The sequence below is a fragment of the Maritimibacter harenae genome (assembly GCF_009882975.1).
In the GTDB taxonomy this organism is placed as follows: Bacteria; Pseudomonadota; Alphaproteobacteria; order Rhodobacterales; family Rhodobacteraceae; genus Maritimibacter; species Maritimibacter harenae.
Genome location: NZ_WTUX01000009.1, coordinates 14,062 through 27,566, shown reverse-complemented (window position 1 = coordinate 27,566; position 13,505 = coordinate 14,062). Strand labels below are relative to the sequence as shown.

Annotated in this window: 11 protein-coding genes, 2 pseudogenes and 1 other annotated feature; of the genes and pseudogenes, 8 read left to right on the top strand and 5 right to left on the bottom strand. The window is 60.6% G+C overall.

The window, feature by feature from the left end; all coding sequences use genetic code 11:
* Nucleotides 1-60: 60 nt before the first annotated feature.
* Nucleotides 61-491: pseudogene (locus GQE99_RS04255) on the top strand (integrase core domain-containing protein); the annotation flags it as partial.
* Nucleotides 492-531: 40 nt separating this feature from the next.
* On the top strand, nt 532-1,605 hold the full coding sequence (locus GQE99_RS04250) for an IS110 family RNA-guided transposase (RefSeq protein ID WP_328794047.1): 1,074 nt from the start codon (nt 532-534) through the stop codon (nt 1,603-1,605).
* Between the two features lie 53 nt (nt 1,606-1,658).
* Here GQE99_RS04250 and GQE99_RS21485 read toward each other — a convergent pair.
* A pseudogene (locus GQE99_RS21485) lies at nt 1,659-1,868 on the bottom strand (helix-turn-helix domain-containing protein); the annotation flags it as partial.
* Between the two features lie 145 nt (nt 1,869-2,013).
* Here GQE99_RS21485 and GQE99_RS04240 point away from each other — a divergent pair.
* Complete coding sequence (locus tag GQE99_RS04240; RefSeq protein ID WP_161350341.1) at nt 2,014-4,539, top strand: cation:proton antiporter; 2,526 nt, start codon at nt 2,014-2,016, stop codon at nt 4,537-4,539.
* A 463-nt stretch (nt 4,540-5,002) separates the two neighbouring features.
* Here GQE99_RS04240 and GQE99_RS04235 read toward each other — a convergent pair whose 3' ends face one another.
* Nucleotides 5,003-6,097: a cache domain-containing protein gene (locus tag GQE99_RS04235; RefSeq protein ID WP_161350340.1), complete on the bottom strand. Its 1,095-nt coding sequence runs from the start codon at nt 6,095-6,097 to the stop codon at nt 5,003-5,005.
* A gap of 118 nt (nt 6,098-6,215) precedes the next feature.
* Between GQE99_RS04235 and GQE99_RS04230 the strand changes: the two genes are divergently transcribed.
* The 4 genes from GQE99_RS04230 to GQE99_RS04215 all read left to right on the top strand — a co-directional run bounded on the left by GQE99_RS04230 (nt 6,216) and on the right by GQE99_RS04215 (nt 9,994).
* A complete protein-coding gene (locus GQE99_RS04230; RefSeq protein ID WP_161350339.1) occupies nt 6,216-6,506 on the top strand; it encodes a hypothetical protein in 291 nt (96 codons plus the stop codon).
* Nucleotides 6,367-6,426 (top strand) — a sequence feature (sul1 is cis-regulatory element that is thought to sense ions involved in sulfur or methionine metabolism; They are found in Alphaproteobacteria). Its footprint overlaps the gene before it by 60 nt.
* Nucleotides 6,496-7,977 carry a SulP family inorganic anion transporter gene (locus GQE99_RS04225; RefSeq protein WP_161350338.1) on the top strand — a complete coding sequence of 494 codons (1,482 nt, stop codon included), beginning with the start codon at nt 6,496-6,498 and terminating at the stop codon, nt 7,975-7,977. The genes GQE99_RS04230 and GQE99_RS04225 overlap by 11 nt, the downstream gene beginning before the upstream one ends.
* A 13-nt stretch (nt 7,978-7,990) precedes the next feature.
* Complete coding sequence (locus GQE99_RS04220) at nt 7,991-8,842, top strand: universal stress protein (protein ID WP_161350337.1); 852 nt, start codon at nt 7,991-7,993, stop codon at nt 8,840-8,842.
* 387 nt (nt 8,843-9,229) lie between these two features.
* Nucleotides 9,230-9,994: an SDR family oxidoreductase gene (locus GQE99_RS04215; protein WP_235917109.1), complete on the top strand. Its 765-nt coding sequence runs from the start codon at nt 9,230-9,232 to the stop codon at nt 9,992-9,994.
* A 139-nt stretch (nt 9,995-10,133) separates the two neighbouring features.
* Here the strand turns inward: GQE99_RS04215 and GQE99_RS04210 are convergent, their stop codons facing one another.
* The 3 genes from GQE99_RS04210 to GQE99_RS04200 are packed head-to-tail and all read right to left on the bottom strand — an operon-like array spanning nt 10,134 to nt 12,524.
* Nucleotides 10,134-10,532 (bottom strand): cytochrome c3 family protein, encoded by a 399-nt coding sequence (locus tag GQE99_RS04210; RefSeq protein ID WP_161350335.1) that lies wholly within the window; start codon nt 10,530-10,532, stop codon nt 10,134-10,136.
* 50 nt (nt 10,533-10,582) lie between these two features.
* On the bottom strand, nt 10,583-12,151 hold the full coding sequence (locus GQE99_RS04205; RefSeq protein ID WP_161350334.1) for an FAD-dependent oxidoreductase: 1,569 nt from the start codon (nt 12,149-12,151) through the stop codon (nt 10,583-10,585).
* 19 nt (nt 12,152-12,170) lie between these two features.
* The gene (locus GQE99_RS04200) at nt 12,171-12,524 is read right to left on the bottom strand and encodes a hypothetical protein (RefSeq protein WP_161350333.1); all 354 of its coding nucleotides are present in this window, start codon (nt 12,522-12,524) and stop codon (nt 12,171-12,173) included.
* Between the two features lie 24 nt (nt 12,525-12,548).
* Here GQE99_RS04200 and GQE99_RS04195 point away from each other — a divergent pair, with 24 nt between their 5' ends.
* Nucleotides 12,549-13,406, top strand: a complete 858-nt coding sequence (locus tag GQE99_RS04195; RefSeq protein WP_161350332.1) for a Crp/Fnr family transcriptional regulator — start codon at nt 12,549-12,551, stop codon at nt 13,404-13,406.
* Nucleotides 13,407-13,505: the final 99 nt, after the last annotated feature.

Genomic DNA, 13,505 nt, shown 5'->3' with positions numbered 1-13,505 from the left:
GGCCGAAGCCAACTTCTACGCAGCTCTGGAAACTGAATCCATGGCCGCGTAGCTTAAACCAAACGGCCTCCGGCAAATCCGGGGCGGTTCAGACACAAGACCTATCCTTACCTTATGAAAGGGCTGCGCGTGGATTGTCCGAACCAGGTCTGGTGCTCGGACATCACCTACCTGCCCATGCGGCGTGGGTTCCTCTACCTCGTGGCGATCATGGACTGGCACACCCGCAAGGTTCTGTCCTGNTGGATGGGAAAGGCCGATTCCTCGACAACATCTTCATCGAGCGGCTGTGGCGCACCCTGAAATACGAATGCGTCTACCTGCATGCCTGGGAGACAGGATTAGAGACAAAGGCGGCCATCCGGAAATGGATGACCTTCTACAACCACCAGCGCCCACATTCAGCATTGGGCGGCAAACCACTGGCGCTGGTCTATTGGCAGAGAAATGATATCAACCAACCCGATCAGCAGGTGCAAAGAGTAGCTTAATTTACGCCAGATCCTGCCCAAGAGATGAGGAGTAGCTCACATTTGCATAGACGTCAGCCGCGATTGGTTGGATATTTACTGTCAGCCAGAAGGCAAGCGTGCGCGGCTGCCGAACAAGGTTGAAGGGCACAAACAAGTCGCTCAACTCGCTTGTGAACCGGGCGCGCTGGCTTGCTTCGAGGCCACTGGTGGACAGGAATGGCGTCTGTGGTCCGCCCTTGACGCTGCTGGGATTGCGACCCGGCAATTGCCGCCCACCCAGATCAAGGCCTTCGCCGCGAGCCGGGGCACACGCGCCAAGACCGACCGGATCGACGCGGAACTCATTGCGCGCTTCATGGCCTTCCGGCCGGTTGCGGGACGTGTGCTGCCACATGAAAAGATTCGCCATCTCAGGGCGTTGACATCAAAGCGCAAACAGCTCGTCGAAACACGTAAACGGCTTCTGGCGCAGATCAAAGCGCACGGGAAGCTGGAATCGCCGGATATGTTCGATGTCATGGACGCCGAGTTGAAAGACCTTCTCGATCGCCAGATTGCAGAGCTGAACGTTCGGATCGAGCAGACAATGGCCTCGGATGATGACCTGGCTGCGATTGCCGGTGTCCTGCGTTCCGTTCCCGGGATCGGCCCCGTCGACAGCACTATGCTGATCGCCGAGATGCCCGAACTCGGCCAGCTCTCCGGTGAGCAGGCCGCCGTGCTCGCGGGTCTGGCCCCAAACGCACAAGACAGCGGCTCCATGAGCGGCAAGCGCGCCATTGGAGGAAGACGGCGCCAGCTGCGACACGTAATGTTCCAGGCGACCCTCGTCGCCAGCCACCATAACCCGATCCTGAAAACCTTCGCTGACCGCCTGCGAGCCGCGGGAAAGCCACACGAAGTTGTCATCACAGCCGTCGCACGCAAGCTCGTCACGATTGCGAACGCGCTCTGCAAAAACCGTCAGAAATGGGCCGACCAGGCCACCGGACAGATACAGTTTCTAGGCGGGCTGTGGCCATACAACTGCCAGTCCGACCCAGAATATCACCAATGTGACATATTATCGATCAGACGGACCACAATATCCTTTTCGGATTCACTTAAGCGCTCGATCCGTTCGATGAATTGAGGGTCACTTGTCGGTTTATGTTGTTCGTGCGATGCAACCGGGGCGGAATGGTGTCCAGGGAAAAACGCGGAAACGGGACGGTCCAGTGCGTCGGCGATCAAACACAAACGGGATGCAGAAATCCGGCTAGCTGCGCTTTCATACTTTTGCACTTGTTGAAAACGCACACCGATGAATTCCGCAAGCTTACTCTGCGTCATTCCGGCCCGCAGTCGCTCCTCCCGTATCCGACGGCCAACGTGTTGATCGATGGGATGCACCATTGACATATTCATGCATCAGGCAGAAAATTGGTCAAGGCTATTTCGATGAAAACAAACAGTGGATGCTCGCAACAGCGGCAACTGGCGAGCATTTCCTAGGGAATTTCCAATTCCAGCGACTCGCAATTCCGTATACTTCCTGTGCATGGACATCGTTCTTCTGACCACTGTCATTGCTTGCTTGTTCGTCGTGATAGCCGCGGCTGAACCGCTCGCTGCGAAACTGCGCCTGCCATACAGCGTGATCCTGGCTGCGCTCGGTGTGCTGATTGGTGCCGGAGCATTGTTCTTCCTTAGAACAGAGCTGACGGATGCGCTGAACCCCGTGTCAGAGGCGATTCTGGGGCTGCCAATTCGTTCCAATGTGTTCCTATACGTATTCCTTCCGACCTTGCTCTTCCAAGCGACCTTGGGGATGAACTTGCGCCGTATGCTGGATGACTGGGTCCCGATCCTTGTGCTTGCGGTCGTGGCCGTCGTCGTTGCGACGCTCAGCGTTGGTTATGCTCTGTCATGGGCCAGTGCGCTTCCCCTGGCGGCCTGCCTGCTGATCGGTGCGATCGTGTCCACGACAGATCCATCCGCAGTGGTCTCCATCTTCCGCTCTATTTCAGCACCACGTAGGCTTGCGCGGATCATTGAGGGTGAAAGTCTACTGAACGACGCGGCGGCGATTGCCCTCTTCGGCCTGTTCATGGGTTTCGTGATGCTTGGCGTGCCCGATCCGAGCCTTGAAGGTGCTTTGGCCCGCTTCCCAATCTTGATCGCAGGTGGGGCCATCTCGGGTTGGCTGGCTGCGCGAGGCGCCATCTGGATGATGGCACGCTTCAACCGGCACGAGCTTGCGCAAACCTCGATCTCCGTCGCACTGCCTTACTTGGCCTATATAGTTGCGGAGCAGAGCATCGGCGCTTCGGGGGTCATCGCGGTCGTTATCGCGGGATTGACGCTCAACCTGACCGCGCCGGGGCGCCTTCCGCCCCAGACCTGGGCAAATCTACGAGAGCTCTGGGGTGTCTTGGCGCACTGGGCCGGGGCGCTCATTTTCATCTTGGCAGCCCTACTCATTCCTCGGCTTCTCGAAGAGGTCCGCGGCGAGGACTTTGTCCTGGTCGGAGTCGTGATCGTAGCCGCCATTGCGGCCCGTGCAGTGATATTGTTCGGCTTGATGCCGCTGCTCACCACATTGAAGCTTTCGCCGGCCGTGGAGCGGCCCTATCGGATCGCTATTTTGTGGGGTGGCCTCAGAGGTGCGGTAACCTTGGCGCTGGCTCTTGCCGTCACCGAAAGCTTCCGCGTGCCGGATGGAATCCAACGCGTCGTGGGCATTCTCGCCACTGGCTTCACGCTCTTTACATTGATCGGTCAAGGCACGACCCTTCGATGGCTCATAGGGCGGCTCGGGCTGGACCGGCTCTCGCCCATCGACGAAGCGTTGTCACGGCAGGTAGTCGCCGTAGCTTTACAGACGGTGCGTGAGGATGTGGCGCGCACGACCGAGAACTACGAGCTGAATCACGAAACCGTTCGTTCGGAGGCCAAGCGCTTCGGTGAGCGGCTCGAGTTGGCGGTGAAGTCGGCAGAAGACAGCGCCAATATCCTCGACCGCGACCGCGTGACGCTTGGGTTGATCGCTTTGGCCGGCCACGAACGCGACACCATCCTCTCAAGGATGCGGGAAAGGACGATCTCAGCCAGAATGGCCGAGCAGATCTTGTCAGATGCCGATCGAATGATCGAAGGTGCACGCAGCCAGGGTCGCAGTGGTTACCAGAGTGCGGCACGGCGCAGCGTCGCCTATGGGCGGCCCTTTCGAATTGCTGCGACGTTGCATCGGCGCTTTCAACTGTCTGCGCCACTCGCGCGCATTACTGCGGATAGATTTGAACTCCTACTATCGCACCGCCTAATCCTGCGTGATCTTGGCACCTTCATCGACAGCCGGATTCGGCGGATCCATGGACGTCGTGTCGCGAACCTTCTGCACGACTTGCTTGCGCGACGGATCGAAGCTGTGGAAACGGCTTTGGAGGGGCTTCGGCTCCAATACCCCGGTTATGCTGAGGAATTGGAGCGGCGTTTCATCCGCCGCACCGGCCTCCGACTGGAGGAACGAGAATACACCGCAATGCGTGATGACGGTCTGATTGGCGCCGAAGTCTACACTTCGCTGATCCAAGACCTGAATGCCCGACGTGCGGCCGCAGCGGAGAGGCCGCGCCTCGACATCAATCTCCGCCGAAGTGAGCTGGTCCGGCAGTTTCCGCTTTTTGCGGACGTCGATGACAGGTCTCTGAGGCGGCTGGCTCGTGTTCTGAAGACGCGCTATGCCAATGCAGGTGATGTCATAGTTCGCAAGGATGTTGCCGCGAAGAGTGTCTTCTTCATTGCGTCCGGTGCGGTTGAACTCGAGGCAGGGGGGCAGACTTGGCGTCTGGGCCGCGGCGAGATGTTTGGGCAGCTGGCGATCCTGTTGACGAAAGCGCGCCGTGCCGAGGTTCGTGCCATCGCCCCCTCTACGTTGCTTGAATTGGATGAGGTGCGCTTTCGACGCTTGTTGGGCCGCAGCAGAGCTCTTCAGCACGCGGTGCGCACGAGCGCTAAGATGCGCGGCATAGAGGCTGAAGCCCTCTTAGAGGGCAATGCAGCGTCGCCCGCGGCGGAAGAATAGACAGCGGAGTGAGGTCAGTCGAGCGTCGCGCCAAATTGAAAAACATTGCGGCCACACACAGCGCGATCGGCAACAAGGTCCCGATCACGCTGACGAAATCGGGGACACAACCAGCCTGTCACCCTGATCGTAGTCCGAAAACTCTCGCCAAGAGCGGCAGAAGGTTCGGGTTCGGGGTCGGACAGGACCAACAAGGGCTCAGGTCGCAGTTGGATGAAAGACCAGTGGCGGGTCAGTGTCAGGTCGCGACGCTACCCATTATAGAGCAAGCTAGGCGTGCGACCAAAGGTATTGCCAACATTCGCAATTAATGGCTAACTTGAGTCCCTGAAGAAAGGTTGGGCTGACCCAAGTCCTCCCGCCCCGGTGCGTTCCCCTACGGCGCGCCGGGGCAATTTTTTTGGCCGAGGGCGAGCGAGCGGTGCAATACACGCACTTGCTGGTTGTCTCGATACCCCCGCGCTCACATTTCTGTTGCGTTGAACCTCAGTCCCTGAATGGTGGTTTGCACCCTTGCAAGGGCGCGGGACAGCACCATCGCCTCATGTGAACTGTCAGATTCCTCCGGGTAGGCTTCCCGACCGCTCGCGATGTCGTCGGCCGTGTCTATGAGCGCGATGAGCGGTCTCAGGAAGTGAGCGGCAAAGAGATAGGCGACGACGCCAATGATTAGGAAAGCGCCCAGCCCGATCACCAAGAGCGAGTTCCACGCGACGCCGAGGATACTGTCCGGTGGGATGGCGGGGAGCCTCACGATCATGCTCCAGCCAAACTCAGGGACATCCCCTTCGACAAGAGCGGGAACATAGGCACCCACGTGGTTCGATTTCCGGGACGTGCTCCGCGCCGCGCGTTCCGCCCCCAAGTAGGAAAAGCCCGCGAGCTCGGTCGCAACCGGGTCGTCTTCAAATCCTTCAAACGCGAGCAAGGGGTTGCCCTTTTGGTCGAGCACGGCCAGTTCCACGTCCAGAGCCCGGGCACTTTCTGCAAGGTGCGTCGCGATCCAATCGAACCGAATGGTATAGACCGCAACACCAACGGTCCTGCCTGCTGCGTCAAGAATTGGCCGCGACATGTTGAAGCGACGATCTTCTCCGTCCGATCTGCGAGAGTCGTGTGGCGCGTAAACGTTCCCGATGCGGCGTCCATGCAGGCCGACTTGGAACCACTTTCGCTCAATGACATCTTCACCTTCGCGAACGCCGTCGGTCCCGGCAATTACGACGCCATCAAGACCGGCCACACCCGCCCAGAGGATGCCTGGTGATGCCCTTTGGGCAGCGTTGGTGACCCGTCGTGCGGAATCATGGTCTTTGACGTCCACCAGCTCGCTGAAGCTGCCGAGGCTTTGCCACTCACGCGCAAGAAGCGCAGACACCGAGACCTTCATCGAATTCGCCGCATGTTGCGCAGCTCTCGACTGGGCCTGGAACTCCAGGTTCTCCAGCTTGCTCTTGGTCGGAACCGCAAGAACGATAGCGATCAGGACAAAGGCGATCGCAGCGCTGCCCAGAAGGGCATTGAAGATGCGCGGTTGCGAGGACTGGGTGCGGTTCATGACGGCTGCTCAATGTAACAGGTAGTTAACCACCCCTATTGCTTGGGATTCAGGCAAATGTGGGGCGGCAAACGATAATTCGTCGCGAGCGGGACAATCCCCGCGTGGTGTGGCAGATATGAACTACTCCGTCGCGGAACAGGGTGGCGATCAGGGCGCAGTTGCCACGGTGGATGAACTGGGGTGGCGTGGCGAGCCGGCGGACCTTCTCATCTCCGGCACAGGAGCTTGTTCGTCGCCTCGCCTGCCGCTATACGGCATCCTGATCATCTGGACCTGGGGTGGAATTCCCTGGGTGGCTCTCCCGGCCGCCGATCCGCCGGGCCAACCAAGACTATCTATAAAGATGACCGGTGCGGCGTCGCCGCCGGACCGGACAGGAACGGGACATCTTGAACATGAACCTTGACGCCTACCGACGCCAATGGCTCGGTAACGTGCGCGGCGATCTGCTGTCAGGCATCGTCGTCGCACTCGCTCTTATCCCTGAAGCGATTGCCTTCTCCATCATTGCCGGCGTGGATCCCAAGGTGGGCCTCTATGCCTCGTTCTCGATCGCCGTCGTCACCGCAATCGCCGGTGGTCGACCCGGTATGATCTCGGCCGCGACGGCGGCAACCGCCGTGCTGATGGTGACGCTGGTTGCCGATCATGGTCTCGAATACCTGCTGGCAACCACAGTGCTCGCCGGGCTCATCCAGGTCGCGGCCGGCTTTGCGCGACTTGGACACCTCATGCGCTTCGTTTCGCGCTCGGTGATGACGGGGTTCGTGAATGCACTCGCGATCCTGATCTTCATGGCGCAGATCCCCGAGCTGACCGGTGTGCCTTGGCTGACCTATCCGCTCGTCGCTGCCGGGCTCGCGATCATCTACCTTTTCCCATTTTTGACACGTGCCGTGCCATCGCCGCTGGTGACAATCGTCGTCCTGACAGCGGTGGTTTTGGTCATGGGCTGGGAGGTGCGGACGGTCGGCGACATGGGCGCTTTGCCCGACACATTGCCGGTGTTTCTCATCCCCGATATCCCGCTTAACCTCGAGGCACTGACGATCATTCTGCCCTACGCAATGGCCGTTGCGGTTGTCGGCCTGCTGGAAAGCCTAATGACCGAGAACATCGTCGACGACCTGACCGACACCAAGTCAGATCGCAATCAGGAATGCATCGGCCAGGGTCTCGCTAACACAGCAACAGGGTTCATGGGCGGCATGGCCGGGTGCGCGATGATCGGTCAGTCCATCATCAACATCAAATCCGGTGGCCGCGGGCGGTTGTCGTGTTTTTCCGCCGGGGTTTTCCTCCTCTTCATGGTGGTCGTCCTCGGGGACGTCGTTGCGCAGATCCCGATGGCGGCGCTCGTGGCGATCATGATCATGGTCTCGATCGGCACCTTCTCGTGGTCCTCGATCAAACAGCTCAAGACGCACCCGCGATCCTCGTCCATCGTAATGCTCGCGACGGTCGCCGTTGTGGTCTACACACACAACCTCGCCATTGGCGTGCTCGTTGGTGTGCTGCTGTCCGGCCTGTTCTTTGCCGGCAAGATCGCGCAACTCTTTCGGGTCACGTCATCCCTGTCAGACGATGGGCGCGTGCGCACCTATCACATCGAAGGGCAGCTCTTCTTTGCCTCGGCCGAGGATTTCATGGACGCCTTCGATTTCAAGGAGGCTACCGAACGGGTCGTGATCGACGTGGGCCATGCGCATATCTGGGACATCTCCTCGATTGCCGCGCTCGACATGGCCGTGCTCAAGTTCCGCAGGGACGGGTCCGAGGTCGAGATCGTCGGCATGAACGAGGCGTCGAAGACGATCGTCGACAGGCTGGCCGTCCACGACGAGCCTGGCGCTATGGACAAGCTGATGGCGCATTGAGGGAGGACACGTCATGACCAAGAAGATCATCGCCCTGGTGGACGGCTCCGCCTATTCCAAGAGCGTCTGCGATCACGCGGCCTGGATCGCAGGGCGCGGCGCTTACACCGTCGAGCTGATGCATGTCCTCGGCCGACGCGAGGGTGGCGCAGGGTCCGACCTGTCCGGAGCGATTTCTCTGGGCGCTCGGAGTGCCCTGCTGGAAGAGCTATCCAATCTCGACGAGCAGCGCGCGAAACTATCGCTCACGCGCGGCCGCGCTATCCTCGAAGACGCCAGGGCGCTCCTCGAAGATACTGGCATCCGGGCGACTGAGCACCTGCGCCACGGGGATCTGGTTGAGGCAATCTCCGAGACGGAAGGGGATGCCGAAATGGTCCTGGTCGGCAAGCGCGGCGAGGCCGCCAACTTTGCCAAAGGCCACCTGGGCTCGAACCTCGAGCGCGTCATGCGCACCGCATCAAAGCCTCTTTTCATCGCGTCCCGGGCCTTTCGCCCCATAGAGAAGCTGCTCATTGCCTATGATGGAAGCGCCAGCGCCATGCGCGCCGTGGATTACGTGGCGCGCTCGCCGCTCTACGTGAAACTCGACATCAAGATCGTCACGGTCGGGACCGCCACGGACGCTATGCAGAAAGGGCTCGAAGATGCGAAAGCGATGCTGTCCGCCGCCGGGCTACAAGCGGAGACCGGCATCCTGCCGGGCCAGCCAGAGGAGGCTCTCGGCAAACTCATCGAGGAGGCGAGGTTCGATCACCTGGTCATGGGCGCGTCCGGCCACTCCCGGTTGCGATCGCTCTTCGTGGGTTCGACCAGTCTCGAAATGATCCGCGCCTGCAAGGTGCCGATCCTACTCGTTCGGTGAGAGCATTCAGAACAAGGTGACAAAAAAACCACGTCATTACTGACGCCGACAAGCTCATCAACGGTGGATAAGGACATGTTGCCGCCCGGGTCATGGCTTTCCAATTCAAACCACACCAAAATGCAATGGCGCTTTAGAATTCAGACCGAGACTGCGTTTCTGAGATCGCTCGGGATCCTATCCCATTATCCATAAAAAAAAGATGACGTAGGATGTTTGGAATTCGCCTGCGGCATGCGCAGGGGAGCTCTTTGAAGTAGCGACCCAGCACGCAATCTTTCGCAGCGGACCACTGCTTCGCTGAATCCACCGAATTGACCGTCATCAATATCGCGGGCTCCTGGCCACGCTAGGGTGTCATCATTCGGTAGAAGGTCCGAGATGGGAATGGTTGAAGGGAAAATCGCGCTCGTCACCGGCGCCGGAGCCGGGATCGGCCGCGCGACTGCGCTCAAGTTCGCGCAGGAGGGCGCGAAGGTCATGGTGTCCGATGTCGACACCAAGGGCGGCGAGGAAACCGTCGAAATGATCCGGAAGGATGGGGGCGAGGCAGCCTTCATGACGGCCGATGTTTCATCGGCGGGCGAGGTCGCGGCCCTGGTCGACAAAGTGGTCCAGACCTTCGGCCGACTGGACTGCGCCTGCAACAATGCCGGGATCGAAGGCAAGGTGATCCCGATGGCCGACCAGCCGGAGGCCAATTACGATGCCGTGATGGGCGTGAACGCGAAAGGCACGTTCCTGTGCTTGCAGACGGAAATCAAACAGATGCAGAAGAACGGCGGCGGCGCCATCGTGAACCTCGCGTCCGTGGCGGGATTGATCGGGTTTCCCGGGTTGTCGCCCTACGTGGCGTCGAAACACGCCGTCAACGGCATGACGAAGAACGCGGCGCTCGAATACGGGAAGGAGGGCATTCGCGTGAACTCCATTTGCCCCGGCGGCATCGACACGCGCATGCTCGACTCCCTCGCCGAACAGGCCAGTGGCGGCGCCCAGTCCACGGCGGAAATGATGGACCCGCTGCACCCGATCGGGCGTATCGGTCGCCCCGAAGAGGTCGCCGAGTTGATCGTCTGGCTCTGCTCACCGCGCGCGTCTTTCATCACCGGGGCCAACGTTCCGATCGATGGCGGCTACGTCGCTCAGTAGATGATCTGGCGAGTCTCCTACTTTGGGCGCTGCAAGGGCCTGTGTTAATGCCAATGCATGTCCGCCCATCAACCTGGGATTGGGGGCCGCAACCTTGCACTTGAACCCGACGGTTGGCCGCGACTCCGCATGCGCGAAATCAGTGACAGTCGGTGCAGGAGCGGAACGTCCCGGTATGATGACAGCTCATGCAAGTCTGAATTCCCGCCTCCGGCACTGGATCGGTCAACGGCAACGGGTGCGGCTCGTGACACTGCGTGCAAGGGATGATGCCGTTTCCTGACCTATGCGGGCTCGCCTGATTGCTTCGGTCGAACGTGATGTGCGGGTTCACCAGGATACCTGACGAGGTCATCCATCCCTCCGTTTTCTCGATCAGGCTATCCAAAGGGCCATGACAGGCGAGGCATTCCTCGACCACCGCATCTGGTATCCCGGCGTTGGCGTCGTCCGCAGTGTCGTCCGCCCAGGTTGCTCCCGCGACCAGGCCGAGGATCGTTGCGATTCGCGCTGCCGCAGTGAATTTGAGCCAGTTCATTCCGCTCGCCCCCTTTGCGAGGTTTTCGCCCGTGCGTCGCGGGGTTCCCGTCACCCGGCCCGCTCCGCCGCGGTGCGGCCGGCGATTCGTCCGAATGCCAGGCATTCTCCCACGTTCGCCCCACCTTGCGGATACTGCACGTAGATCGATCCGAGCTCTCCTGCGCTGTAGAGGCCGGGTATGGCCGAGCCGAAGGCGTTCACCACCTCGGCCCGCTCATTGCGCCGGGGGCCGCCGCAGGTGTTGTTCAGACCGGGAAGAAGTTTCAAGGCGTAGTAGGGAGGTTCATCCAGCGCGACCAACTGTTGGGGCATGCGACCATGATCCTCGTCGCGCCCCCCTCTGGCGAAGCGGTTATAGCGTGTCACTTCCTCGCTCAGCGTTTCGGGGACGACACCGATCTGCTGCGCCAGATCCTCCAGGGTTTCACCTTTCTGGATCCAGCCTCGCTCGATCTCGGCGCTGTTGTCCGCACTCCATTCATACATCCCGATGGGACCTGCGGCCCCGAAGAGCGTCGAGGTCATGGGGCCCGCCGGTCGGCGCCGCTCATCGAAGATCAGCCAGGATGGAATGCGCGACCAGCTGTTGGCGACGCTGTCAAAAGCAAGGAGGTTCCAGTAGGCGGAGTAACCTGCCAGGTGGTTTTCTGCTTTGAAGCGACGCCCGGATTTGTCGACCACGATGTGGGGTTGGGGGCCGAACCCGATCGTGAAGGCCGTGGGAAAGTCGTCGAACTGAGCTTTCAACCCGCCGCCAAGCACGGTCATGTGCCAAAGATCCGCGCCTACGGCCTGCGCCATGCGAAGCCCGTCACCGGTGTTGTCAGGATTGCCGTAGAACGCCATCGGGTAGGCCGGAAGATACGTCCGCTTTGCAGCCTCGTCGGCATTGAACCCGCCGGTCGAGAGGATGACACCGCCACGCGCAAGGATTGCCTTTTCCGCCCCGTCGGGGCCCCGGGCGATCGCACCCAAGACAGCCCCGTCTTCTTCGACGAGCGAGATGGCAGGCATGCCCCAACGAAGGTCAATCCCGCGAGACGATACCTTGTCGTGCAGGAACGCGAAAAACCCGGTGCCGACTTCACCGCCGCCGCCGGGGGTGGCCAGCTGATATGCCTTGATCGCGGAATTCCCGGGCCAGTCCGGGTCGCGGCCCTGTGCGGCGAAAAGAGTGAAGCCCTTGGCGCCGAGCGAAGACATCCATTTGTTGTTGCTGACCATTTCCTTGGCCCAGACGTGGATCATCTCGTCGCTCACGTCCTGGCTCTCGGGCATCTCGACGTTCACCCGGGAAGCCACCTTCATGTAGGCCACCGCGTCCTCGACGTTGTCGGGAGTCAGCCAGACCCCGAAGCACATCTTGCTGTTGCAGGTATGCGCGTCTTCGGCCTGTTTCTCGAGGACCATCACAGCGGCTCCGGCATCGTGTGCCGTGACGGCGGCAGCCGCGCCGGCAGCGCCGTATCCGAGGACCAGGACATCCGTCTCTTCGTCCCAGTCTCGGGTTTGGGCTGCGGGCGGACTGGCGGCAAACCCCGTGGCGGCAGCCGCCGTGCCGCTGACGGCGACGGTGGACAGGAATTCGCGACGGGTCGTGAGAGATTTCGATGTCATGGCTGTTCGCTCCGGCGGTTCAAGTGGGGCAGATGCGCTCAAAAGGCGGAATGCCCTTGGAAACTGAATCACCTGACGCTGCATCGCATTGTCGCGCATCAATGCTTGGCGGCACGGTGCTCAGAGCAACAGTCGTGCGCTTCGCGCGAAGCGTGGCGGACTCCATGATCAATGCCAGCAGGCTCTTCTTCACAGGCAGTTCCGGCAGGCCTTGGACCGCTCTACGTGACGTCGGTGCAGAGCGCCGAACGGCGAGCGAGAATCGCGCCCAGGGTCCTGCGTATTGATTTTGATCAATGACATTTGACGAGACCACGCCAAGATCGGTTCCCGGTATTTGAGCAAGCGTCATCGTAATCGACGCGCTGGACATTCTCGGATTTCGGGCGAGACCTTCATGCTGATAGACAGCGAAATCACCTCCGAGGCGTCACCGCACGTCCTCATACTGGCGGAACGCGGTGTAGAGCTCTTTCGGGAGGCCGATCCGCGCGCCGTCCGGGCGCTGGCGGAGAGAGCGTATGTTGCCCGGTTCAAGAGCGGCGCGACGATCTTTGCCCAAGGGGAGCCGGCCGAAAATATCGCGCTGTTGCTCTGCGGAACAGTGAAGGTCGTTGATCTGACCGAAGATGGCGTGTCGCACATCATGAGCCTGCTCGCACCGGGGGACATCGTCGGCGATATCGGAGCGCCCCAGAGCCGGCTCTCTTGGGAGGCCGCGACGGATGTCATCGTGTGCGTGCTAAAGCGCATCACCTTCGAAGAATTGCTGTCGCAGCATCCAACATTGCAGAAGGGCTACCTGGCTGCGACCATCCATCAGCTGGAGAAGGAGCGCCTCTGGGCGTCATCGATGCGCGGAAAGGGAACGCTTCAGCGCGTCGCGGCCTGGCTCTTCACTCAATCGCCGCAGGACTCGGGCATGACCGAGACTGCTCTGCCTTTGTCTCTGTCTCGGCGCGATATCGCGTCGCTGCTCGATATGTCGCCCGAAACGCTATGCCGGGCTCTTCACACGATCATGGATATGGAGGCGATCTGGATGCCGACCCCGGATCTTGTGGTTGTCCAGCAGCGAGAAAGATTGCGCATGATCGCGAAAGGTGTGCGATCGCCGATCCCCAGCAGCATGCGAAGTAGCCCGGGTGCCTCGGGATCCTTTTCAGTCGCGGCGCGTGGACGCTGGAACAACGGGAACGCAAAATCCTTCGCCCTTGACGATGGGGGGCTGCCCACGCCCACCGGAAGGGCCTGAATTTTCGAGGCCAGAGTTCTGTGCGCAGTGTTCGGCTGCTCGTTTCGCGGAGCCCAAGTTGCTGGGAGCGGGCTGACAAGCCCCTGGCAACGTTGACTG

Coding starts and splice junctions, on each gene's coding strand:
- GQE99_RS04195 (WP_161350332.1), top strand. CDS start 12,549: ATGCTGATAGACAGCGAAATCACCTCCGAGGCGTCACCGCACGTCCTC.
- GQE99_RS04200 (WP_161350333.1), bottom strand. CDS start 12,524: ATGTCCAGCGCGTCGATTACGATGACGCTTGCTCAAATACCGGGAACC.
- GQE99_RS04225 (WP_161350338.1), top strand. CDS start 6,496: ATGAACCTTGACGCCTACCGACGCCAATGGCTCGGTAACGTGCGCGGC.
- GQE99_RS04235 (WP_161350340.1), bottom strand. CDS start 6,097: ATGAACCGCACCCAGTCCTCGCAACCGCGCATCTTCAATGCCCTTCTG.
- GQE99_RS04205 (WP_161350334.1), bottom strand. CDS start 12,151: ATGACATCGAAATCTCTCACGACCCGTCGCGAATTCCTGTCCACCGTC.
- GQE99_RS04210 (WP_161350335.1), bottom strand. CDS start 10,532: ATGAACTGGCTCAAATTCACTGCGGCAGCGCGAATCGCAACGATCCTC.
- GQE99_RS04240 (WP_161350341.1), top strand. CDS start 2,014: ATGGACATCGTTCTTCTGACCACTGTCATTGCTTGCTTGTTCGTCGTG.
- GQE99_RS04230 (WP_161350339.1), top strand. CDS start 6,216: ATGAACTACTCCGTCGCGGAACAGGGTGGCGATCAGGGCGCAGTTGCC.
- GQE99_RS04220 (WP_161350337.1), top strand. CDS start 7,991: ATGACCAAGAAGATCATCGCCCTGGTGGACGGCTCCGCCTATTCCAAG.
- GQE99_RS04215 (WP_235917109.1), top strand. CDS start 9,230: ATGGTTGAAGGGAAAATCGCGCTCGTCACCGGCGCCGGAGCCGGGATC.